The sequence below is a fragment of the Mycolicibacterium sichuanense genome, assembly GCF_033741125.1.
Taxonomy (GTDB): domain Bacteria; phylum Actinomycetota; class Actinomycetes; order Mycobacteriales; family Mycobacteriaceae; genus Mycobacterium.
On the sequence record NZ_JAWQPU010000006.1, the window covers coordinates 181,232 to 203,118 of the forward strand.

The 21,887-nt window shown below is 66.8% G+C and carries 23 protein-coding genes; 13 read left to right on the plus strand and 10 right to left on the minus strand.

Annotation, left to right across the window (positions count from 1 at the left end; genetic code table 11):
• Positions 1–12: 12 nt before the first annotated feature.
• Positions 13–1,077, plus strand: a complete 1,065-nt coding sequence (locus SBI80_RS19240; RefSeq protein ID WP_318976400.1) for an ABC transporter ATP-binding protein — start codon at positions 13–15, stop codon at positions 1,075–1,077.
• 92 nt (positions 1,078–1,169) lie between these two features.
• Here the strand turns inward: SBI80_RS19240 and SBI80_RS19245 are convergent, their stop codons facing one another.
• Complete coding sequence (locus tag SBI80_RS19245; protein ID WP_318976401.1) at positions 1,170–1,883, minus strand: SDR family NAD(P)-dependent oxidoreductase; 714 nt, start codon at positions 1,881–1,883, stop codon at positions 1,170–1,172.
• Between the two features lie 106 nt (positions 1,884–1,989).
• Here SBI80_RS19245 and SBI80_RS19250 point away from each other — a divergent pair, with 106 nt between their 5' ends.
• Positions 1,990–2,592 carry a TetR/AcrR family transcriptional regulator gene (locus tag SBI80_RS19250; RefSeq protein WP_318976402.1) on the plus strand — a complete coding sequence of 201 codons (603 nt, stop codon included), beginning with the start codon at positions 1,990–1,992 and terminating at the stop codon, positions 2,590–2,592.
• A 90-nt stretch (positions 2,593–2,682) separates the two neighbouring features.
• Here SBI80_RS19250 and SBI80_RS19255 read toward each other — a convergent pair whose 3' ends face one another.
• Positions 2,683–2,937 (minus strand): DUF6480 family protein, encoded by a 255-nt coding sequence (locus tag SBI80_RS19255; protein ID WP_318976403.1) that lies wholly within the window; start codon positions 2,935–2,937, stop codon positions 2,683–2,685.
• Between the two features lie 111 nt (positions 2,938–3,048).
• Between SBI80_RS19255 and SBI80_RS19260 the strand changes: the two genes are divergently transcribed.
• Complete coding sequence (locus tag SBI80_RS19260) at positions 3,049–3,762, plus strand: type II toxin-antitoxin system VapC family toxin (RefSeq protein WP_318976404.1); 714 nt, start codon at positions 3,049–3,051, stop codon at positions 3,760–3,762.
• Between the two features lie 9 nt (positions 3,763–3,771).
• Here SBI80_RS19260 and SBI80_RS19265 read toward each other — a convergent pair whose 3' ends face one another.
• The 4 genes from SBI80_RS19265 to SBI80_RS19280 form a co-directional block, all read right to left on the minus strand.
• A complete protein-coding gene (locus SBI80_RS19265; RefSeq protein ID WP_318976405.1) occupies positions 3,772–4,893 on the minus strand; it encodes an epoxide hydrolase family protein in 1,122 nt (373 codons plus the stop codon).
• A gap of 123 nt (positions 4,894–5,016) precedes the next feature.
• Positions 5,017–6,222, minus strand: a complete 1,206-nt coding sequence (locus tag SBI80_RS19270; RefSeq protein ID WP_318976406.1) for a TetR/AcrR family transcriptional regulator — start codon at positions 6,220–6,222, stop codon at positions 5,017–5,019.
• A gap of 126 nt (positions 6,223–6,348) precedes the next feature.
• Entirely contained in the window at positions 6,349–6,762 is a 414-nt protein-coding gene (locus tag SBI80_RS19275) for a helix-turn-helix domain-containing protein (protein ID WP_318976407.1), read from the minus strand.
• A gap of 26 nt (positions 6,763–6,788) precedes the next feature.
• Complete coding sequence (locus SBI80_RS19280; RefSeq protein WP_318976408.1) at positions 6,789–7,490, minus strand: response regulator transcription factor; 702 nt, start codon at positions 7,488–7,490, stop codon at positions 6,789–6,791.
• A 642-nt stretch (positions 7,491–8,132) separates the two neighbouring features.
• Here SBI80_RS19280 and SBI80_RS19285 point away from each other — a divergent pair.
• The 8 genes from SBI80_RS19285 (at position 8,133) to SBI80_RS19320 (ending at position 16,347) form a co-directional block, all read left to right on the plus strand.
• Positions 8,133–8,930, plus strand: coding sequence for a DNA-formamidopyrimidine glycosylase family protein (locus tag SBI80_RS19285; RefSeq protein ID WP_318976409.1), 798 nt, complete (start codon positions 8,133–8,135; stop codon positions 8,928–8,930).
• 104 nt (positions 8,931–9,034) lie between these two features.
• Entirely contained in the window at positions 9,035–9,604 is a 570-nt protein-coding gene (locus tag SBI80_RS19290) for an HD domain-containing protein (RefSeq protein WP_318976410.1), read from the plus strand.
• 248 nt (positions 9,605–9,852) lie between these two features.
• A complete protein-coding gene (locus tag SBI80_RS19295; RefSeq protein ID WP_318976411.1) occupies positions 9,853–10,497 on the plus strand; it encodes a helix-turn-helix domain-containing protein in 645 nt (214 codons plus the stop codon).
• A 5-nt stretch (positions 10,498–10,502) separates the two neighbouring features.
• Positions 10,503–12,155 carry an amidohydrolase gene (locus SBI80_RS19300; protein WP_318976412.1) on the plus strand — a complete coding sequence of 551 codons (1,653 nt, stop codon included), beginning with the start codon at positions 10,503–10,505 and terminating at the stop codon, positions 12,153–12,155.
• On the plus strand, positions 12,152–13,309 hold the full coding sequence (locus tag SBI80_RS19305) for an ABC transporter ATP-binding protein (protein WP_318976413.1): 1,158 nt from the start codon (positions 12,152–12,154) through the stop codon (positions 13,307–13,309). The genes SBI80_RS19300 and SBI80_RS19305 overlap by 4 nt, the downstream gene beginning before the upstream one ends.
• A gap of 49 nt (positions 13,310–13,358) precedes the next feature.
• Positions 13,359–14,495 (plus strand): ABC transporter substrate-binding protein, encoded by a 1,137-nt coding sequence (locus SBI80_RS19310; protein ID WP_318976414.1) that lies wholly within the window; start codon positions 13,359–13,361, stop codon positions 14,493–14,495.
• 5 nt (positions 14,496–14,500) lie between these two features.
• Positions 14,501–15,460, plus strand: a complete 960-nt coding sequence (locus tag SBI80_RS19315) for an ABC transporter permease (RefSeq protein WP_318976415.1) — start codon at positions 14,501–14,503, stop codon at positions 15,458–15,460.
• Positions 15,457–16,347: an ABC transporter permease gene (locus SBI80_RS19320; protein ID WP_318976416.1), complete on the plus strand. Its 891-nt coding sequence runs from the start codon at positions 15,457–15,459 to the stop codon at positions 16,345–16,347. Before SBI80_RS19315 ends, SBI80_RS19320 begins: the two co-directional genes overlap by 4 nt.
• Before the next feature lie 181 nt (positions 16,348–16,528).
• Here the strand turns inward: SBI80_RS19320 and SBI80_RS19325 are convergent, their stop codons facing one another.
• The 3 genes from SBI80_RS19325 to SBI80_RS19335 all read right to left on the minus strand — a co-directional run bounded on the left by SBI80_RS19325 (position 16,529) and on the right by SBI80_RS19335 (position 19,360).
• On the minus strand, positions 16,529–17,071 hold the full coding sequence (locus SBI80_RS19325; protein WP_318976417.1) for a GNAT family N-acetyltransferase: 543 nt from the start codon (positions 17,069–17,071) through the stop codon (positions 16,529–16,531).
• 207 nt (positions 17,072–17,278) lie between these two features.
• Entirely contained in the window at positions 17,279–17,671 is a 393-nt protein-coding gene (locus tag SBI80_RS19330) for a cysteine hydrolase family protein (RefSeq protein ID WP_318976418.1), read from the minus strand.
• Between the two features lie 369 nt (positions 17,672–18,040).
• Entirely contained in the window at positions 18,041–19,360 is a 1,320-nt protein-coding gene (locus SBI80_RS19335; protein WP_318976419.1) for a hypothetical protein, read from the minus strand.
• Between the two features lie 377 nt (positions 19,361–19,737).
• On the opposite strand from SBI80_RS19335, the gene SBI80_RS19340 reads away from it, so the two are divergent.
• Positions 19,738–20,148, plus strand: a complete 411-nt coding sequence (locus SBI80_RS19340) for a DUF6636 domain-containing protein (protein ID WP_318976420.1) — start codon at positions 19,738–19,740, stop codon at positions 20,146–20,148.
• Positions 20,149–20,199: 51 nt separating this feature from the next.
• On the opposite strand, the gene SBI80_RS19345 is transcribed toward SBI80_RS19340, so the two are convergent.
• Positions 20,200–20,820 (minus strand): TetR/AcrR family transcriptional regulator, encoded by a 621-nt coding sequence (locus tag SBI80_RS19345; RefSeq protein WP_318976421.1) that lies wholly within the window; start codon positions 20,818–20,820, stop codon positions 20,200–20,202.
• Between the two features lie 124 nt (positions 20,821–20,944).
• On the opposite strand from SBI80_RS19345, the gene SBI80_RS19350 reads away from it, so the two are divergent.
• Positions 20,945–21,838, plus strand: a complete 894-nt coding sequence (locus SBI80_RS19350) for an alpha/beta fold hydrolase (RefSeq protein WP_318976422.1) — start codon at positions 20,945–20,947, stop codon at positions 21,836–21,838.
• Positions 21,839–21,887: the final 49 nt, after the last annotated feature.

Consider the following 21,887-nt stretch of genomic DNA (forward strand, 5'->3'; position numbering starts at 1 on the left):
GGAGTACATCCCATGGCCATCATTCGATTCGACAAGGCCCAGCGCTGGTACCCCAAGTCTCCTGCGCCGGCCGTGGCCGGCATCGACCTGGAGATTGCCGACGGTGAATTCATGGTGCTCGTCGGACCTTCGGGCTGCGGCAAGTCCACCACTCTGCGAATGCTGGCCGGGCTGGAGGAGGTGACCGCCGGTTCGATACACCTAGACGGCCGCGATGTCACGAATGTCGCCCCCAAGGACCGGGACATCGCGATGGTGTTCCAGAACTACGCGCTGTACCCACACATGACCGTCGCGGGAAACATGGAGTTCTGCCTCAAGAACACCGGCCTGCCCAAGCACGAGCGTGCACGTCGGATCACGCAGGCCGCCAAGACCCTTGGCCTCACCGACTACCTCGATCGCAAACCCAAGGCGCTGTCGGGTGGGCAGCGCCAGCGGGTCGCGATGGGCCGCGCGATCGTCCGCAACCCACAGGTGTTCTGCATGGATGAGCCGCTGTCGAACCTCGATGCCAAGATGCGCGTGCAGACCCGTACCGACATCGCCAAGCTTCAGCGTGACCTCGGTGTCACCACCGTCTACGTCACCCACGACCAGACCGAGGCCATGACGATGGGTGATCGCGTCGCGGTGATGAAAGACGGTGAACTGCAACAGGTCGGTGCCCCGATGGAGCTCTATGGCCAACCGGCCAACGTCTTCGTCGCCGGGTTCATCGGATCACCGGCGATGAAGTTCCTCGACGGTGTTCTCGGCGACGCAGGAGTCACCGCGGCGGGGCACACCATGGCCGTGGACCGCAATGGGGCGATGAACGGGCCGGTCATCGTCGGCGTGCGGCCCGAAGGATGGCGTCTGACGCAGGCCGGTGCCGGCATCCCCGTGGCAGTCGCGATGGTCGAGACGCTGGGTGCGGACGCCTACCTCTACGGCACCGCCAGTCCCGTCGGCAACGACGTCATCGTCCGCACCAGCGGCCGCGACCGGATCCGCATGGGTGACACCGTGCACGTCACCGCCGATCCCCACGCCATCCACCTCTTCGACCAGGCCACCGGCGATCGGATCGGCTAGGTCCGCACGCCAAGCCCGGCCCGACCGACCCCTGCCCCCTGCACCGCACCGGCTGACACGACGACATCGCCGAGGTGACGACCTCGGTTCGCCTACAACGCGAGGGCGCGGGGCGGCCCGGCGAGACTCGCCTTGGCGGTGACGGCCATCGGGTCCAGTATCTCGATCTCGCCGGCTTCGACTCCATCGAGCGCCAACCGGACGAGATCGGCGGGGTCCATCACGGCGCCGTCTGGGAATTCGATGCCGCGACTCTGCGCGAAGTCGAAGAGCGTCTGCGTGCCGATCAGCCCGGGCACGAGCGCGACCACCTGGGTTCCCTGCGGAGCCAGTTCGATTCGCACGCCGTTCGTCAGACCCCACTGCGCCGACTTCGCGGCCGCGTAGGCCGTATTCCCATCGACGGTGTTCCACGCCACCGCAGACAACACATTGAGGATGGCTCCCCCGCCGTTGCGTGCAAGGATCGGCGCGAACGCCCGGATCATCGCAAGGGTGCCGTAGTAGTTCGAATCCATCGTCGACCGGATTCCGGCCATGTCTCCGGTCACGAGGTTGCCACCCGCGGTGTCTGCGGCGTTGTTGACCAGCAAGTCCACGTCGGTGGCCAATGCCGCGACTGCGTCGACCGACGATGGGTCGGTGATGTCGAGACGGATGACCTCCGCGCCGGGAACGCTCACCGACTCGGGACGACGCGCCGTGGCATAGACCTTGGCTCCGCGTCTTAACAGTTCTTCGGCGAAGTGAAGGCCGATCCCCCGATTCGATCCGGTTACCAGGGCGGTGGCGCCATGTAACTTCATCTGACCCTTGGCCTTTCGTGACTAAACTCAACATGACCGATTGGTCACCTTCTCCATCGAGACTGGCACGAGATGACCGAGTGGTCAACTTGGTAATCTCACTGCCGTGTCCACCACCGCCCGACCAGCTCGCGCGGACGCGGCACGCAACCGCGCCGCGCTGTTGGCCGCGGCCGAAGACGAGTTCGCCGAACATGGCCTTTCGGCGTCGGTGGCCGACATCGCTCGCCGAGCCGGGGTAGCGAAGGGCACGGTGTTTCGACACTTCCCGACGAAGGAAGATCTGATCGCCTCGATCGTCTGCGAACACATCACGGTGCTTGCAGAGGCCGCACGAAGGCTCGCCGACTCGACGGACGCCGGCGCAGCGCTGCTGGAATTCCTGACCATCGCCGCTGACCAACGCCAACGGCACGACCTGACGTTCCTGCAGTCGGCCAGCACTGGCCACCCCAGCGTCACCGCGGTTGGCGAGGCACTGCACGAGCACCTCGAGACGTTGGTCGATCGAGCGCGCGCGTCGGGAGCCATCCGAACCGACATCACCGAGGCCGACGTGTTCCTGATGATGTGTGCGCCGATTCACATCGTCGGAAACCTCACGGCCCCAGCGCCGTTGCTCTGGCAGCGATATCTGGCGATCATCTTCGATGGGTTACGTTCTGACGGCGCGCATCCACTGCCGCAGCCAGCTCCCGCCGTTCGTTGAACGATGTCCCGACATGCTTCGAGTAGCTCTAGACGTGGGGCGACCGAGTGCGAATGTCTGGCGTCATCCGAGTCCGGTCTGGCGCTTCGGTCACCAGCGATCCATCAACCCCGCCACCTGTAGGCCATAGAGAACTGCCACCGTCAGGAAGACCGCGAACAAGGTTCCGACCGCGATCATCACCCCGATCGTCATCGGCCCGAATCGTCGTGTCGGCGGTGGGTCCTGGTTCGCCGACGCTGACAGCGATCCGGAACTTGGCGGGGTGTCGCCCGGTCGGACGCCTCCACCGTTGGTGAGGCCGGTGGTGTCGCGGGGATCGGGATCCGGAGGAAGTGCGGTCACGCGCTCAGCACGATCATGGTTGGCAGTCGTCGATTCATCGCATCACACATCCCCATGCCTGCGTGTCTCAAACATTCGTGGCGACCACCCCGCGGCCTTAGCGTGAAGGCCATGGATTGGGAGTTCGAGGCCGAGGTGTTCCAGTGGCGTGGCCCAGCCCCGTACTTCTTCGTCACGGCGCCCACGCACGTCGACGACTTCCTGCACGCTCATCACGGCGAGTTGACCTACGGCTGGGGTGTCATCCCCGCGGTGGTGCGCGTCGGCGACACCGAGGTGACGACGTCGCTGATCCCGAAGGACGGCGGGTACCTGATACCGCTGAAGGCGGCGCTCCGCCGTGCCGAGGGTATCGACGATGGCGACGACGTGCGGATACGGCTGCAGGTCGGCCAACGAGACGTCGAGCCCGAAGCTACGGCGATGAGCACGTTCGTCATCGATGCGCGGGTGGCCGTCGACCTGGCCGCTAGCGGAGCAGTCGTTCCAGCCGGGCACAGCCTGACGGCTCCCACGCTGTTGCGCTCGCAAGTTTTGGCCCTCGTGTACGAATCAGTGCACAGCGGCGAACTCTCCGAGCGGGCCGGCCGGAAGATCCTCGACGACGTTCGCGGGCTGCGCATCCGGTTCCTCGGCGACCGATCGCTGGAGGACCATGCTTGGCGCTTGGCCACCAAGCTGAACTGGCCGGACATCCATCGAGCGGAGTACATCGCACTGACCCAACTGCAAGCCGACGCACTGGTTGCCTTCGACGACGAACTCGCCTCTGCGGCACGTGCATTCGTCAAGACCGCCTACCCCGCCGACATCCTGCGGGCGTAGCCGGACTCGTCAACGGACGAGCCGGAAGAACCCCCGTACCTGCTCGACGAGTGACTCCGGCTGTTCCAGCGCCGCGAAGTGACCGCCGCGCGGCATCTCCTCGAACCACCGCAGGTCGGTGAACCGCAGCTCTGCCTCTCGTCGCGACGGGCGGGTGATGTCGCGGGGGTAGATCGACAGCCCGGACGGTGCGGTGACCTGGTCCCGGAAGCTGCCGAAGCTCTCCCAATAGAGACGCGCCGAGGAGGCGGCCGACGCGGTGAACCAGTACACCGAGATCTCGTCGAGGATCTTCTGTCGAGACACCGCGTCCTCGGGCTGCCCGTCGTTGTCGGTCCAGGCCCAGAATTTCTCGGCGATCCACGCCGCCTGCCCCGCCGGGGAGTCGGTGAGGCCGTAGCCGAGCGTCTGTGGCCGGGTCGCCTGTTGCCCCGAGTAGCCCCGGCCGGTGCGCTGAAATTCTCTCTCGGCCTCGAGGTTCGCCAACTCCGCTGGCGTCGGGTCGTCGAAGGCACCCACCGCCACCGAGCCCATGTTCAGGTGGACACCGGCAACGCGCTCGGGCGCCACCTCCCCCAGCGCACCGGACACCGCCGAACCCCAATCACCGCCCTGCGCGCCGTATCGCGAGTAACCGAGGGACACCATCAGCGAGTCCCAGGCACGCGCGATGCGATGGATGCCCCATCCCGGCGTCGACGGCTTGTCGCTCCAGCCGTACCCGGGCAACGACGGCACCACGACGTGGAATGCGTCCGCCGGGTCGCCACCGTGCGCCCGGGGGTCGGTCAGCGGCCCGAGAACCTCCAGGAACTCGAGCACCGAACCGGGCCATCCGTGCGTGAGCACCAGCGGGAACGCGTTGCGCTCCGGTGAGCGGACGTGCAGGAAGTGAATGCCAAGCCCGTCGACCGTTTCTCGATACTGCGGAAAGGCGTTGAGCCGCTTGGCGAATCCGAAGTCGTAGTCCTCTGCCCAGCTGCGGCAAAGTTCCTGCGCATAGGCCAAGGGCAATCCCTGGGACCAGTCGTCCACCGGTTCGGGTTCGGGCCACCGCGTCCGGCGCAACCGCTCACGCAGATCCGCGATCTCGGCCTCGGTGATGCTGACCTCGAACGGCTCGGCAGCCATCGTGGATCTCCCTTCGTGCATGCTGGGCGTCGGTGGGACCGTACGGTGGGGCGGATACCCGAAAGCCACGCCGTGTCCAACACAATGGCCGTGGTGTGAGGAACGATCCCGGCCGGACGCTTCTCAGCCGTTGGGCGGATGCCCACCGGGACGGCTTCCACCGGGTCCCGGTCCGGGACCGGGGCGTCCCGGTCCCGGACCGGCCGCCGGATTTGGCGGTGAGAACACCATCGGCGGCGGCGGACCTATCCGCCGCGGCGGGTTCACTCCGGGGCCGGCCGGTCCGGACGACGTCGATGATCCGCCGCGCTGCTGCGGTGCCGTGGTGGACGGCAGCGAAGGTGCTTGCGCGGCGGCCGAATCCGGTTCCGGCGTGCTCGTCACCGGCGTCTGGTGGCCGGGGGTGACGGTGATGCTGGCGACGGGTATGGGCGCGGTCGAGGACGGCAGGACCGACGGCGGTTGCGGGACAACGGAGCTCGTCGTCGATGCGGGCCCGTCGTCGATCCTGCTCATCTCCGCCGGGTCGGCCGGCAGGAGGCGCATGTGCACGGCCGCGGCCGCGCTCGCGCTGATGCCACCCGCGACGAGGATCACCCAGGTCGCAGCGACGAGATATGGCCGTTGGCGACGCCGCCCGTACTGCTCGGCCTCCGCATCACTCGTCTCCGCGGATCCGACCACCTCGAGGCCGGAGGTCTCCTCGATTCCGGTGTTGGAGGCAACCGTCGGAAGTGGTCGAGCCATCGTGAGTTCGCTGAGGACGCCGAGGCAGCGCGCGGCGTAGGCCTGGACCTCCGAACGCGTATCGAGTCGACGGCCGGGTTGAAGCACCACCACCATCGAGTGCGCCATCCGTACGAAGACGTCTGCGAGCACGTCGATCTCGTCGTCGCGTAGCGCACCTCCTGCCAGCTGGCGAAGCCGCTCGGCGACCAACGGCACGACGGTGTGCATGACAGACTGGGGACCGTCCGCGTTCAGGGTGAGGAGCACTTCGGGTTCGGCTTCCAGAACCGTCAGTACCAACGGATGATTGCGCACCGACCACACGACGTCGCCGAACGCGCGCGTCACACTTGCCTCGAGCGTGTCACCGAGGACGGCGTCGTAGAAGGCCGCATCTAGGACGTCCGTCAACTCGCGCAACACGACGGCCTGCAGCAGCTCGCCGCGGCTGGCCCAGCGACGATAGACGGTCATGTGGGAGACACCCGCGCGCTTGCCGACGGCGTCCATGGTGGTCCGCTTGGGACCGGCCTTGGCCAGAACGTGCGACGCGGCGTCAAGGATCTTCGCACCGGTGGCGTCCAGCTCGTGCGCACCCACAGCGGCTACCTTTCGTCACTCACAACGTCGGGCCCCACCAGCGCTGTCACGTTCACGTTCGTCAACATCGGGCGCGCGGCCAAGAACCGGCGCACCGCACATTCCATGCTAGAGCCGCCAAACCGGCTACGGGTCGAGTCCTTCACGGCGGCGTAAGCCCTCGGCTGCCGAGATGAGGTCGTGCAGCGATTCGTGGGACAGACCCACCACTCTCGATGCCAGCCGACGGACACCCGTGTCGCGCAGGCTGGCCAGGAGCGCGAGTTCCTTGGACAGCTTTGCGTAGTACTGATCGTCGGTGAAGTACCGGACGTCGACGCGGAAGAACTCGGCGAGTGCCGCCATCGTGGTTGCGGACGGATTGGTCCGCCGGCCCAGCCGCAGCTGCGACATGTACGGCGCCGATACCTTCACCCCGTAGCTCTGCAGTGCCGTCACGACCTCTGCCGACGTATGCGGTGGACCGCCAGGCGGATGGACCGTATCGAACAGTCGATTCAACCTGTCCGCGAACACGCTGCCGGTCAGCTCGTCTGACATTCGTTCTCTCCTCGTCCTGATGGCGATCAACCGGCTCGCAGGACGTATCCGCGTCCGCGGACGGTGTGGATCATGGGGCTGCCTCCACCGTCGATCTTCTTGCGGAGGTAGCCGATGAAGAGCTCGACGATGTTCGGACTGCGATCGAAGTCGCATTGCCAGATCTCGCGCAAGATCGACCTCTTCGCGACGATCCGGCCCGGATTGCGCATCAGCAAGCTCAGGAGCTTGAACTCAGTGACCGTGAGCTCGATCGGCACGTCCGCGCGACGGACCTCGTGACTGTAGACGTCGAGCGTCAGATCGCCGACGACGAGGCGCCCACGGTTGGGGTCACGAGTAAGTCCACTGCGTTTTACCAGGCCGCGCACCCTGAGCGCGACCTCCTGGAGGCTGAACGGCTTGGTGATGCAATCGTCGCCCCCTTGGGCCAGACCTGCGACGCGTTCCTCGAGGCTGCCGCCGTTGGTAAGCAAGATCACCGGCAGGTCGGGGACGAGTGCCCGCAGGGTGTGCATCACGGTCAATCCATCGCTGTCGGGTAGCGCAACGTCCACGATGACTATGTCGGGGGATTGGTGACGAGCACGCCTTTCCGCGTCGGTGCCCGTGGCCGCGGTATGCACCTGCCAGCCATCTTGCCGAAGCGCCTCGGTCAGCGACGCGCCAAGGACCGGATCTCCTTCCACGACGAGCACGTCGATGGGTTGACCGTCGGCCCGTAGCAACTCCCTGGAGTGACTACTTCCGTACTCGAAAGGGACGGTGGCGCCCGTCCCAGCAGTCGCAGGCCACCCACCGCGATCCCGCGGCTCTCGGGTCGCCGGGTTACACGCGTCGATCCGGCAACGAGCGGCGTCGCGCACTGCGCCCGTCGTCGATGCACGCGTCACGACTGAACCTGCACTGCCTGGAACGGGCCGACCATGGGAGAGAAGATAGCATGTTAGGAATCAGACCTCTGCGTAACAAAGGTCGTTTGAACTGCGTGTTCGCACATACTTTTCTGTGTTTTGGCACAGCTTCGCGAGCCGGATGCCGACTCGCGGCGCCGGTGCGCGGGAGCGCATCACGAAACCGCACCTGCCGACAGCCGGACCGGCAGGACCCGGTTTCGCCGCAGGTGCGTTCTCTGCTGTCTGCTCCGCGATCGGCCGAAGCGAACTTCGAGCTCTGATCTCACCCGTCCCGACCAGCCGGCGGCCGTGGGATCTCCAGCAACCGACCACCGGAACACCGGACAGGTCGGGTGCGGCGGCGACGCACTCGTGCGCCGGCATTCCTGCCCGCGTGAGCGTGACGGCAGCCTGCGGCGAACGACGGTCCGCCGAACGCGCTTGGCGACACGCCGTACGGGGCATGTGGCATTCGTGCCCGAGGGTGACACCGTCTACGCGCTGGCTCGCCGTCTCGACGCAGCGCTGCGCGATCGTGTCCTGACCCGAGGCGAGCTCCGTGTGCCTGCGCACGCCACCGACGACCTCACCGGGCGAACCATCCAGGCACACGCGACCCACGGCAAGCACCTGCTCACGCGACTGTCCGGCGATCTCACGCTGCACACCCACTTGCGCATGTCGGGCTCGTGGACGGTGTCGAACACCGGACGCTGGCTGCCGCGCACCGTGATGCCCGACGTGCGGGTGGTGCTTCGCACCGACGGCCCGGCGGCCTACGGAGTGTCGCTGCCCGTGGTCGACTTGGTACCCACCAGCAGGGAAGTCGAGGTCATCGGCCATCTCGGCCCCGATCCCCTCCGCAAGGACTGGGACGCCGCCGAGGCCGCGAGCCGGCTGCGAGCCGATCCCGACAGGCCACTCGTCGCTGCGCTCCTCGATCAGCGTTGCGTCGCAGGGTTTGGCAACCTGTGGGCCAACGAGCTGTGCTTCCTGCGGGGCCACAGTCCGTGGACGCCCGTAAGCGACGTCGACGTGGTCGCGCTGCTCGACCTCGGCGCCCGGGCGCTTCGTCACTCGGCCACCGTTGCGGGTGCGATGCAGGTGACCACGGGCCACCGGCGCAAGGGCGACCGCCACTGGGTGGCGGGCCGAGCGGGTCGACCGTGCCTGCGATGCGGAACGGCGGTGCGCGTCATCGACGAGATTCCGAACGACCCGGAGCGGCGCCGGACGTGGTGGTGCCCTGCCTGTCAGCCAGGTCCCACGTGAAATCGGCGGCACCGGGTAGCGACCCCTCGTGGGAGTGGTCGACACGCGGGCGAGACGCGTCGCCTCTAGATTTGACGTCACGAGCGCGTCGACAGGAGCAGGCCATGACCATTCAAGCCCGTGCCACCTACCGGACGATGGCCGAGGGGACGGCGCAGGACTACGCCTTGATCGGCCGCGCAGAGGAGGCCAACGAGGCCGGGTTGGTGACCCGCGTCCTGGGTCTGGTCGAGGCCCTCGCCGACGGGGAGCAGGCCTACCCCATCAGCCGACTGGACCATTCCCTGCAGTCGGCGACCCGGGCATTCGAGGACCACCGTCCCGACGAGTACGTCGTCGCAGCACTGTTGCACGACATCGGCCACACCTACGCCCCACATGCCCACGGGGCGTTCGCCGCGGCCGTCATCGCGCCCTACGTGTCCGAACGAGTGGCCTGGATCGTCAAGGTGCACCCCGAATTCCAGCAGTACTACTACGCACCGCACATGGGTGGGGTCCGCGACGCACGCGAGAGGTACCGCGGCCACCAGTGGTTCGACGACTGCGTGGAGTTCTGCGAGAAGTACGACCAGAACTGCTTCGATGCTCGATTCGAGCACCGTCCGCTCGACTTCTTCCGGCCGATCGTCGAGCAGGTCTTCGCCCGCGAACCGTGGACTGCGACGCACTGACCGTCTGCACCTCATCGTCCCCGACCAAAGGCGCACCGTAAGAAGCGCTGAATCGGGTTGCAGCCGTTCGACTTTCGCGCCCTGACCGTCGGCTCGGCCAGCACGGCGCCAATTCCCGGCCGGACCATCGCATTTCGTGCGTGTAAAGAGTTCGGCGAAATGCGCGCATTCCGTTGCGCCACGTTGCCTGTGAATCTACTGTTCCGCAGTAAGCGATCCGTTAAGTGCATCTTAGCGAAACGAGGCACGTGTTTTCTGAACCGACGGTGGCCGTCACCGACGTCGACGTTGCGGCGCGAGCAATGCTCGGGACTCGTCTCCGAGCAGCCCGCGAGCGCGCCCGACTGTCCACGCGCGACGTCGCCGCCCGCGCGGCGGTGAGCGCAGGGTTCATCAGCCAATTGGAGAACGGCAAGTGTGGCGTCTCCGTCGGAGTGCTCAAGCGCATCTCCGCGGCCGTCGGCATCTCGGTGGCCGACCTGCTCGCCGACGAAGCACCCGTCGCACGGCCCGTGCTGCGGGCCGCGGAGAGACCCGTCTTCTCCAGCGACGGCGGACTGCAGAAGCTTCTGCTCTCCCGCCCGCCGATCCACCAACTCGAGGTGTACGAGGGCACATTCGAGGTGGGGGGTTCGACCGGACCCGAAGCGTACGCCCACGACAACGCGCAAGAACTGTTCTACGTGCTCACCGGCCACATCGAGATCTCGATAGCCTCCGAGACCCTCATCCTCGGACCCCGCGACAGCGTCGAGTATCTCTCGTCGGTTCCCCATCGCGCGGTCAACATCGGAGCCACCCCTGCCCAGGCCATGTGGATCACGTCGCACTTCACCCCGCCGATCGACCCGGATCCGCTGAACGCGCAACCCCCACACCAGATGAAGGACTGACACCCATGACCACTCGCGATCGCCTGCTCATCACCGGCGGCCACGTCTTCACTCCTGCCGGCATCGTCGAAGAACCCGTTCTGATCGACAACGGCATCATCACCACGATCGGCGCGAATGCGCTCACCGCCACCGATGCCGTCGTCATCGACGCGGCCGGCGGCCTGGTCTCCCCTGGCTTCCAGGACAGCCACATCCACCCGTACCACGCTGGTCTCGACATGATTGCCTGCGATCTGACGCCGTACGCGACCGCGGACGGCTACCTCACCCGGATCGCCGAATATGCGCAGGCTCATCCCGAACTGGAGTGGATCAGCGGCGGCGGTTGGTCGATGGACTCCTTCCCCGGCGGGCTGCCGACGGCGGCGGCACTGGACGCCATCGTTCCCGATCGACCGGCGTTCTTCCCCAACCGCGACGGGCACGGCGCCTGGGTCAACTCGAAGGCACTGGAGATCGGCGGTATCGACGATTCGACGCCCGACCCGTTCGACGGCCGGATCGAACGCGACGCCGACGGCCACGCGATCGGGACCCTGCAGGAAGGGGCCATGGGCCTGGTGGCGCGGCACATGCCACTGCCAACGCAGGACGACATGGACGAGGCGCTGCGGATCGCTCAGCGGCAACTGTTCGCGTGGGGTGTGACCGCCTGGCAGGACGCCATCGTCGGCGCCACCAACGACACCCCCGACCCGCTGGACTCCTACCTGCGCGCCACCGCATCCGGCGTGCTCAAGGCGCACGTCGTCGGCGCGCTGTGGTGGGATCGCAACCGCGGGCTCGAACAGATTCCCGAACTCGTCGCCAAGCGTGAGCGCGCGCTCGCCGCCGGATTCGCGGCCACCACGGTCAAGATCATGCAGGACGGTGTCGCCGAGAACTTCACCGCTGGAATGCTCGAACCCTATCTCGACGCCTGCGGCTGCCCCGGGGAGAACATGGGCAAGAGCTTCGTCGACCCGACCTCCCTCAAGGAGATCTCGGTTCAGCTCGACGCCCTTGGCTTTCAGCTGCACTATCACGCGCTCGGAGACCGAGCCGTGCGCGAGTCGCTCGACGCCGTCGAGGCCGCCCGAAAGGCCAACGGAGACAGCGATCGCCGCCATACTCTGGCCCACATCCAGGTGATCCACCCCGACGACGTCCCCCGGTTCGCCGAACTGAAGGTGGTGGCGAACATGCAGCCACTCTGGGCCAGGCACGAAGGCCAGATGGACTTGCTGACGATCCCGTTCCTGGGCACCCGCCGCGCCGCCTGGCAGTACCCGTTCGGTTCACTGCAGCGGGCCGGATCTCTGCTGGCCTCTGGAAGTGACTGGCCGGTGAGTACCGCCAATCCGCTCGAGATCATTCACACCACCGTCAACCGAGCCCCCGTAGGTGCGACCGGACCGTCGGCCCTGCCGTTCCTCGGTGAGCAGGCATTGTCGTTGGCCGACGCACTGATCGCGCACAGCCTCGGTACGGCCTACCTCAACCACGACGAGCACCGCTCGGGCAGCATCGAGATCGGCAAGGCCGGGGACATCGTGATCCTCGACCGGGACATCTTCGCCGCCCCGGTTGCCGAAATCGGTTCGGCCAGCGTCGCTTACACGATCATCGGTGGCGAAGTGGTGTACGACTCGACCTCGACCCTGGTATCGGCATGAGCCTCGTGGACCTCACCGCCGAAGCCACCGCGCCGCAGACGACCGCGGCCGGCTCAGTGGAGCTGCGCTCGCTGACCAAGAACTACGGGTCCGCGGTCGCCGTGGACGGCATCACCCTCACCGTGCAGGCGGGTGAGTTCCTCAGCCTGCTTGGACCGAGTGGGTGCGGCAAGACCACGACGCTTCGTCTGATCGGCGGCTTCGAGTTCCCCGATGACGGCTCCATCCGCATCTCGGGCCGCAACGTCGAGGACCTGCCGCCGCACAAGCGTCCGGTCAACACGGTCTTCCAGGCCTACGCGCTGTTCCCCCACATGAAGGTCGCCGACAACGTCGCCTACGGGCTGCGGCTCTCGGGCGTGCCGAAGTCGGAGATCGCCGATCGCGTGAGCCGGGCCCTGGACATGGTGCGGATGACCGCGTTCGCCAGTCGCAAGCCGGCACAGCTCTCCGGTGGCCAGCAGCAGCGCATCGCCCTGGCCAGGGCTCTGGTCAACCGGCCGGCTGTCCTGCTGCTGGACGAGCCGATGAGCGCCCTGGATCGCAAGCTGCGCGAGGAGATGCAGGTCGAGCTGAAGCTGCTGCAGCAAGAACTCGGCACCACGTTCATCTTCGTCACGCACGACCAGGAGGAAGCGCTCTCGATGAGTGACCGGGTCGCCGTGATGAAGGACGGCCGCATCGAACAGATCGGCACGGCCTCAAGCGTTTACGATGCACCCGAGTCGGCGTTCGTCGCGGGTTTCATCGGCCGGCAGAACTCCTTCGTCGGAACCATCTCGTCGTTCGACAGCGCGGGCACTCGTGTACGGACAGCCGGCCTTTCGCTGTATTCCGCACGCCCGACCAAGGGCAGCCTCCCAGCCGCCGCGGGGGCCGAGGTGACCGCAGCGATCCGACCTGAGTCGGTCGAGGTCACCACCGCGGCCCCGGCGGATGCCCGCGGCACGGCGTCGGACACTCCGGTCAACTCCGTCACCGGCACCCTTCTCGGGGTGTCCGAATTGGGCCACAGCCTGCAGTTGGTCGTCCAGACGCCCAGCGACGCCCAAATCCTGGCCCGTCTGCCCCGTGCCGCCAACCCGCCCACCGAACTCGGATCGCCCGTGACCTGCACGTGGTCGGCGGACACCGTGCGCATCTTCACCTCTTAACCGCCAGCTGCCCTGCCCATCCCGTCCGCCTCGACCCGAAAGTCACGCCATGAATCAGCCGCAGCACCTTCGCGCACTCGTACCCGAATCACTATCCCGCCGAACGTTCCTCGGCGGAACCGCGGCCCTGGGTGCCGCCGCCTTCCTCGCGGCGTGTTCGAAGTCCTCGGGCGGTGGAGGCGGATCGGCGTCCGGCGGACTGAACATCTACACCTGGGGCGAGTACGACGACCCCGCCACGCTGACGGACTTCACCGCGGCCAAGGGGCCCAAGATCACCCTGGACTCCTACGGGTCCAACCCGGAGATGATCGCCAAACTCAGTGCGGCCAAGGGTACGACGGGCTACGACATCTGCGTGCCGACCCACTCGTCGATTCAGCAGATGGCGACCGGAGGGTTGCTGACCGAACTCGATCTGGCCAAGCTGCCGAACATGAAGAACCTCAACCCCAAGGTCGTCAACACCACGTTCGACCCGGGCAACAAGTACAGCGTCTGCAAGGACTGGGGTTCCACGGGCTACGTGTACGACACCACCGTCATCAAGCGCAACCTGACGTCATGGGCCGACTTCCTGGACGCCGCGCAGAAGGAGGCATCGGGAAGCCTGTCGCTGCTGGAGGATCAGGGCGAGGTGGCATTCACGTACTTCTACGCCAACGGAATCGACCCCAATACCACCGATCCCGCTCACATCGCTGCCTACCGCTCCTTCATCCTCGAGAGGATCGCCCCGCACGTGCAGGCCTTCGAATCGTCGACCAATGCCTCCATCTCGTCGTCGGCACGCACGCTGATCCACTGCTGGAACGGCGACGCCCGCCTCGGAATCCTCGCCAACCCCGAGCCCGAAAGGTACAAGTGGGTCTGGCCGTCCGAGGGCGCCAATCTCTGGCAGGACAACTGGGCCATCGTCAAGGGTGCACCGCACGAGGACGCGGCCTACGAGTTCATCAACTACGTGCTCGACCCCACGGTGTCGCTCAAGGAACTCACCTACATCGGCTACAACACCGGCATCGAGGGCATCGAGGCGGCCGCAACGAAGGCCGGGATCAAGCGGCCCGATCTGGTCTTCATCAACGACGACATCATGAAGAAGCTGGTGTACAGCCAGATGACGTCGGCTGACGGCACCATCATCGGCATCTACGACGAGCTCAAGGCGGCGGCAGGCAAGTGACCGCGGTGACCGGACCGGCGGAATCGGCGGTGGGGGCACCCTCCGCGGCGGAGCCGCACCGCCCACGGCGACGGCTGCGGCTGCCCGGCGGGCTGGGCGCCCTGCCGATCAGTGTGTGGATGCTGCTGTTCTTCATCCTGCCCTTCGGCCTGGTCGTCTGGTACAGCTTCGGTTACAAGCCCGGTCTCTACGTCACCCACGCCAACGACGTCCTCTCGCTGGACCGCTACGGCGAAGCCGCCTCACCCGCGTTCTTCGCGATCTTCGTGCGCACCTTGAAGATTGCCATGACGGGTACCGTGCTCTGCCTGGTGATCGCGTTCCCGATGGCCTACTGGATGGCCGTCAAGCTGGCCCCGAAATGGCGCGGCGTGGTCTTGGCCCTGGTGCTCATCCCGTACTGGACCAACTTCTTGGTGCGCACGATCGGGTGGCAGATCTCGCTGAGCCCCGGCGGTTTCATCTCCAAGATCCTGCAGTGGGCGCATGTGACCGATGGCCCCCTGCACGTGCTCTACACCTCGGGTGCGGTTCAGCTCGGCGTGGTCTACAACTACCTGCCGCTGATGATCCTGCCTCTGTACGTGGCGCTCGAGCGACTCGACCCCAAGCTGCTCGAAGCCAGCCGCGATCTAGGTGCCACGGCCTGGAACACACTGTGGCGCATCACCGTTCCGCTGGCCGCTCCCGGAGTGACCGCGGGGCTGCTTCTGGTGTTCGTCCCGTTGATGGGTGACTACATCACCCCAACCGTGCTCGGCGGCGCCAGCGGCAGCATGGTCGGCCAGATGGTGGCCGCCCAGTTCCAGAGTGCGCAGAACTGGGCACTCGGCGCGGCGATGGCGGTGCTGCTCATGCTGGCCATCTTCGGAACCAGTGCCGTAGTTGGCGCCGTGCTCAAGGTGGCCGGTCGCATCGCCACCGCGGTGACGTCACTCGACCTTCCGGCGAAGGAGCCGTCATGACCGGTGCGACAGGGGTGGCAGGCCCGCGCCGACGCCGCAGGCGACGTCCCGCCGACGCATTCTTGAACGTCTGGGGAGTGCTTGGCCTGCTGTTCCTCTTCTTCCCGATCATCGTCATCGTGGTGTTCTCGTTCAACTCCGGGCGCACGCTGCAGACGTTCGAGGGATTCGACATCCAGCCGTACGTCGCGGCGCTGAGCAATCCGTCGATCACCAACTCGATCACCGTCTCGTTGATCACCGCCGCCGGCACCGCCGTCGTCGCCACGCTTCTCGGCACGTCCGCCGGAATCGCCCTCACCCGTCGCCCGGGCTGGTGGGCGCCCGCACTGCTCGTCCTGCTGGGCCTGGTGATGGTGACCCCGGAGATCGTCAGTGCGATCTCACTGCTGCCCTGGTTCGTGACGCTCGGGGTGGACTGGGGATTCACCGGGTTCAACATCGGCCAGGTACGCCTCATCATTGCCAACTCGCTCTTCGCCAGTGCGGTGGTCACATTCATCGTGCGAGCCCGGATGACGGGAATGAACGAGACCCTCGAAGAGGCCGCCGCCGACCTCTATGCGCCGCCCCTGCGGCGGTTCACCGACATCACGCTGCCGCTGATCCGGCCGGCCGTCATCTCGGGGGCACTGCTGGCGTTCACCCTCAGCCTGGACAACACGGTGGTCTCGTCGTTCGTTGCGGTCGCCGGTTCCACTCCATGGCCGGTGTACATCTTCGCGTCGCTGAAGGCGTCACTGCGCCCGGAGATCGCCGCGATGTCCACGCTGATGCTGGTGCTGACCCTCATCGTGCTCGGCATCGCCGCGCTGATCCTGCGCCGGGACCCGTCGGGCACCGGCGGCGGAGCCGCCGGCCTCACCGACGCAATGGTGGGGCGCTGAACGACCGGTTCGAACGGCCCAGGCGCACGGCAGGTCTCAGCGGTGCGGCCGCAGCCCGTGGACGATCTCGTCGACGGTCTCGTCGACGGTCTTGCGGTCGGCACGCACGGCCTGCCCGGTGATCTCCAGATCGGCCCGCGTCACTGCCGCCACCGCTGCGTAGTGCCTCGACCCAGGCGCGCTACCAGAGGTCGCCGACGCGCCAATCGCACACCAGGGGTGTCGAGGCGACCACGCTCAGCGGTGAGTCCTTCGGCACGAGCAGGAAGATCCTGTCGGCGGGGTCGGAGGTATCGATCACTCCCCCTGGCGCATCGGCCTGGGTGGGCCCCTCCCATGGATGCCACCCCCGCCTGACGTAGAACGGAGCGGCACTCTCCACCGCGTTGAGCGCGCCGAGGCAATGCCGTTCGCGGATCAGGGATTCCGCACGGTCCATCACCGCACCACCCAAGCCGCGGCCCTGCTGATCATGGCGTACGGCGACCGCCTCGACGTAACCGGTGTCGAAGGCGTCACCGGCGCAGCGCAGTGTGCGGGCAACGACCGAGGCGTGCGCCAGCAGGTCTCCGTCCTCGATGATCAGCACATGCGTACCGGGGACGCCATGCAGCCAGTCGTGGGTTCGGAACGCGTCACCGAAGGCCGATCGGACCAGCGCCTGCGCGGTATCCAACTGTAGCTGGCTCAGTTCGCCAGGTTCTGCGACGAGCACGTCGATCACCCGCCCAGAATGGCACGCGCACCATCAAGAGCAGTAGCCAGGCCGCGATACGAAGCCAAGCGGCCGTGCCGCACCCATTGCGTCCTCTGCTGCAGGTTCTCTGGCGAAGCATCCCCGGTTCGCGGCTGGCGGCATGTCTCGCCTCCCGATTGGTCGTTCCCGAGCTTCGGCACCACGCGCTGGCCCGTCGCCGGCCTCGCTGGACGCTCATCCCAGGCAAACGGCAGCCTTGGGGGTCGAGGCACGCATGTTGCGCCTCATCATCTGCATCGCCGCGGCACCGAGGTCAGGATCGATATGAGCGACCGCGCTGTGGCGCACCTTCTCCAGGAACGGCCACTCGTCGTCCGGGACGATCGGTTCGACCAGTTCTGGATGCTCGCCGTCGAGGGCCTGCCGGATGATGTCGGGCCGGGCGGCAGTGAAGTCACCGTAGTTGTCGTTGACGTATACGAGATCGACGTCGTCGCGGTTGCGGGCCTGAGCGATCAGACCGGTCAACGGGTCGATGATGTCGGCCACGCTCTTGGCCAACGGCTCGGCGTCATCGTGCCGATACGCGTTCAGCATGTCGATCACCAGCATGGCAGTAGTGCTCATCTCGCGCGCTTTCCCCGCTGCCGACTTTCGACACCCGCGACTGCATCTGCGACATCACCGGAACGGCGCGGAATCTCCGTACGACCGGTGAAACGCCCAGCTGCAGGTGCCGAGCGACCTCACGGGCATTGGCACCACGACCGCCCCGCATTACGCGTGGCTTCGCGCCGTACTTGCTGGTCAGGCGTGCTGCGTTTGGGGCTCGGGTGCGTCGTGGAACAACCCTGCGCATTGGGCCCCCGCCCATGCGGCCCCGCCAGCGAAGTTGCCGATCGGGCATGTCGCAGGTGCCCGTCGTTCTGACCAAACCGCTGGCCCGGTTCCATGACGCCGCCGCTGCGGCAGGGCAAGGGTGAACGGCGAACTGGGCTAGGCCTCACCGGGGCTTCGCCGCCGCCGGACCAGGACGACGACCGCAACGACCGCGAGGACCGCGAGCACTCCGAGGCCCAGGGCGACCCAGGTCAGCGTCGACGTGGCGCTCGACGGCGCCGAGGCGGAGGCGACGGTGAGCTTGTACCCCGGCGGCGCACTCGACGCCGGCGCCGTCAGACCTGGCAGGCTTTGCGTCGAGGTGACGGTGAATTCACGCTGCCCCGAACTCGTTCGACCCCAGGTGCCCCAGGCGGGCGTCTCCGCGTCGAGGAGCACCTTGCGGGTACCCGTCTTGGCATCGTCACCGAGGTCGACCACCTTCTTCACCACGACCGGCTCGTACTGAACCCCCGCCAGGTTGAAGCGCACCAGCACGTTGTCATAGGTCACCAGCGCCGCCGGCTTCGGCGGTGGCGGCTGGCCGGGCTTGGGCACGTAGCCGCCGCCAGAGAAGCTGCCGACCGAGACGTTGGCTACACCGCCGGACTCGTTGGGCACCAACGCCGTGAAGCTGTAGATCCCTGGTTGCGGAACGTTGAGCAGTGACTGCGCCAGCGGCGGGATGGTCAGGATGTAGGGCAGGTTCGCATAGGTGTAGGCCAGCTGAATCGGCACCGGGAAGGGATTGGCGATCAGCGGCTGGTAGTACTGGCTGTAGCGAACCCATGACGAGGACCATTGCGTCACTTGCAAACTCGACGACGACGAGAGCGCGGTCTCGACGGTGCTGCGCATCTCGGTGATCTTGGTCTCGTCGGCCTGACGGACCTCGGCCACCTCTGGCTTGGAGTCCAGGGCCTGCTTGGTGTCGTCGGCATCGGCGGATAGCACGTCGGGAGTGATCTCGTCGGCGTGGTCGTCGGCGGCATCGCCGCTCGCGGGTGACTGTGGTTCGGACGACGAATCATCCTGTGTCCCTGGCGCGGACGGGTCCTCGGCACCCGAACCGGCGGAGGCCGGTGCTTGGTCGGGCTCGCCTGCTGGACTCCCGCCGCCGGTTTCGGCCCCCGGGACGGGCTCCTGGGGTTGAACACCGGGTTCCTCGGCGGGCGCCGCCGGTTCGGCAGGCGCCTCCGCCGGAGCCGGCTCCTCGGCGGGACCCGGGTCCGCCTCCGGGGCTTCCTGCTGCGGCTCCTCGGCGACCACGTCGGGCGCCACGTCGACGGTACCGTCACCGTCGTCGTAGGGATCGGCCATCCCGATGCCCGCTCCGAGGCCCAGCCACGATACGAACGCGAGCAATGTCGCCGCGACGAGTATCACCAGCCGGCGCATCGCCATCGCCATGAAGTTCCCCTGACATCGATTGGTCATGTGCGCATCGGATCGTACTAGCAAACCGCCTGAGTTTCAGAGGGATTCACTCCCGTCCAGCCACCTCGGGCCCTCCGACCGCGGCGGGTGGCTGGCATCGACGAAATGGCACGTTCGGTCGAGACATCGACGCGCCTCGTCGGCTAGCAAACACCGCAACCTATTATTGACGCCTTCGACAATCCATGAGCAGCCTCAAGTTCGGTACCAGTCTCGTCGAGCAAACAGTGGTTGCCGGACGTCGAGAGGTCCGGTTGCCTGCTGACGCGGCGAGTCCGTCGGCCGGAGGACGAAATGCCAAGCGCGCACCGATGACGTCTGCGATGGTGGTCGGTGTGAGAACGACCAGGGATTCGCTGCGCCACACTTTGCGAGGGATGGCGGTTGCGACGGCGATGATCGCCGCGGGTGCGACCGTGACATTGCCCGTGGCCACCGCCGATTCGTCGATCTGCCCGCAGGTCGGTACCTCTTGCGGGTTCTATTCGCCGTCGCATCGCATCGACTGCGAGATCGACACCGGCGGGCGCACCGGCCCCGATTCGCTCTATTGCAAGACCGTCGAACCCGCTCAGTCGGCGACCATGGATGGCCGAGGCACCGTCACCACCTGTACGGGAGTGTCATGCCTTGGCAACGCAGCCGAGGACACGCCGACATTGGCATACGGTCAGTCGGTTTCAGTGGGGCCGTTTCAGTGTCTCTCCCAGAGGACGGGTATGACCTGCACTGCCGCAACCGGACGCGGCTTCGTCATCTCGACCGCCGGCATCACCATGGTCGGGTGACATGACAAGCCGAAGGATCCCTGCCCGCACCGAGCTTCGCGACCCGCCGGCTCACGCGCCGTCCTGCGACGGGTTCCCGTCGATGGCACCGCGGGTGAACATGGCGAGGGCGCGGGCGGGCAGCGAGTCGGCGAGCGTTCCATCGGCAGCGCGCTGAAGCGCCAAGCCGTGCGCCAGCGCGATCTGCGAGACGCCGAATTCGTAGGGGCTGAGCGCGGATTGGATTCCCAGCCGGGTGAAGTGAGAGGCAATCAACTCGCCGAGGCGGCGGCGGTAGGACTCGTACAGGTCGGCGAATTCGTCGGCCTTGGCCCCACCGCGCATGGCGTAGAGCTGAAACTCCGTACTCAGCAGGCACCAGCTAGCGTCCTGGCCGATCACGCGATAGCGGCGCTCGATCGCGGGCGCCAGCTCGCGGGCTGACGCGATGCGGTCGAGCGCGTGGCCGAGGGTGGCGATCTCGGCGTCGAGGTGGCGACCGAGGAGCTCGAGGAAGAGCTCGTCCTTGGACTGGTAGTTGGAGTAGAACGCACCTCGGGAGAAGCCCGCCTCCTCGGCGATCAGGTCGATCGGCGACGCCTCGAACCCCAGGCGCCCGAATACCTTGCCGGCGGCGTCGACCAGCCGCTGGCGGGTCAGCTCCCGCTGCTCGGCACGCGTCAGACGAGCCACTGAGACCCACCTCCCTCGACGTGCGACCGGTCCGTTGACACTACCTCGACACCAGTGCATTCTCATACACGAATGCATCCGAATACGAAGACGTACGCCCTGTTGAGCGTCCTGGAGGTTGACGATGGCGACCGACGATCCATCCCCGGCCGACGACCGCGCCGCCCCCACCGCGGCCGACTGGATCGCTCAGGGTGAATCGTTCATCACCCGCCGGGGGCACCGCATCGCCTACCGACGTCGCGGCGACGGTCCGACCGTGCTTCTGCTGCACGGGTTTCCGACCTGGTCCTACGACTACGCCGAGGTCGCCGAAGACCTCGCGAGAGACCACGACGTGGTGACACTGGACTTCCTTGGCTACGGAGCGTCCGACAAGCCCAACCCGCACGACTACTCGGTGCATGGCTCGGCCGACGTGGTCGAGGAACTGGCGGCGCACCTGCACCTCGAGCCGGTGAACCTGGTGGTGCACGACTACGGCGGCATCGTGGGGCAGGAACTGATCGACCGCGCGCTGGCTGGGCGGCTGGGCTTCGCCATCGGCGACCTCGTCGTCTTGAACTGCGGCATCGTCTACAGTGCCTACCGGCCGACCCGATTGCAGCGACTGCTCGCGCTACCCATCCTCGGCAGGCTGCTGACCAGCCGAATCACCGCTGAACGCGTGCGCGCCGGCCTCGATGCGATCCGGAGGCCCCGGCTCACCGACGCCGAATTCGAGAATCTGTGGCTCGGCATCTCGCGCGAGAACGGCCACCGATTGGCCCATCTGCTGATCAACTACAACGCCGAGCGCGCGATCCACCACCAGAGGTGGGAGTCGGCGCTGACCCGATGGGATGGTCCCGTCCATCTGGTCTGGGGCACCAGTGACCCGGTGTCGGGCCGCCACGTCCTCGAACCGGCGCTCGCCCGGCTGCCCAACGCCAGGGTCACCGAACTCGACGGCATCGGGCACTTCCCGCAGTCCGAGGCGCCGCGGGCAGTCGCGGCAGCGGTGCGGTCTCGACCGTGAATACCCGGCTGTAGCGTGGCGACCGTGAACTTCTCCCGTGGATCCCGAA

Coding starts and splice junctions, on each gene's coding strand:
- SBI80_RS19240 (WP_318976400.1), top strand. CDS start 13: ATGGCCATCATTCGATTCGACAAGGCCCAGCGCTGGTACCCCAAGTCT.
- SBI80_RS19350 (WP_318976422.1), top strand. CDS start 20,945: ATGGCGACCGACGATCCATCCCCGGCCGACGACCGCGCCGCCCCCACC.
- SBI80_RS19300 (WP_318976412.1), top strand. CDS start 10,503: ATGACCACTCGCGATCGCCTGCTCATCACCGGCGGCCACGTCTTCACT.
- SBI80_RS19310 (WP_318976414.1), top strand. CDS start 13,359: ATGAATCAGCCGCAGCACCTTCGCGCACTCGTACCCGAATCACTATCC.
- SBI80_RS19275 (WP_318976407.1), bottom strand. CDS start 6,762: ATGTCAGACGAGCTGACCGGCAGCGTGTTCGCGGACAGGTTGAATCGA.
- SBI80_RS19320 (WP_318976416.1), top strand. CDS start 15,457: ATGACCGGTGCGACAGGGGTGGCAGGCCCGCGCCGACGCCGCAGGCGA.
- SBI80_RS19305 (WP_318976413.1), top strand. CDS start 12,152: ATGAGCCTCGTGGACCTCACCGCCGAAGCCACCGCGCCGCAGACGACC.
- SBI80_RS19245 (WP_318976401.1), bottom strand. CDS start 1,883: ATGAAGTTACATGGCGCCACCGCCCTGGTAACCGGATCGAATCGGGGG.
- SBI80_RS19335 (WP_318976419.1), bottom strand. CDS start 19,360: ATGACCAATCGATGTCAGGGGAACTTCATGGCGATGGCGATGCGCCGG.
- SBI80_RS19330 (WP_318976418.1), bottom strand. CDS start 17,671: ATGAGCACTACTGCCATGCTGGTGATCGACATGCTGAACGCGTATCGG.
- SBI80_RS19290 (WP_318976410.1), top strand. CDS start 9,035: ATGACCATTCAAGCCCGTGCCACCTACCGGACGATGGCCGAGGGGACG.
- SBI80_RS19265 (WP_318976405.1), bottom strand. CDS start 4,893: ATGGCTGCCGAGCCGTTCGAGGTCAGCATCACCGAGGCCGAGATCGCG.
- SBI80_RS19260 (WP_318976404.1), top strand. CDS start 3,049: ATGGATTGGGAGTTCGAGGCCGAGGTGTTCCAGTGGCGTGGCCCAGCC.
- SBI80_RS19340 (WP_318976420.1), top strand. CDS start 19,738: ATGGCGGTTGCGACGGCGATGATCGCCGCGGGTGCGACCGTGACATTG.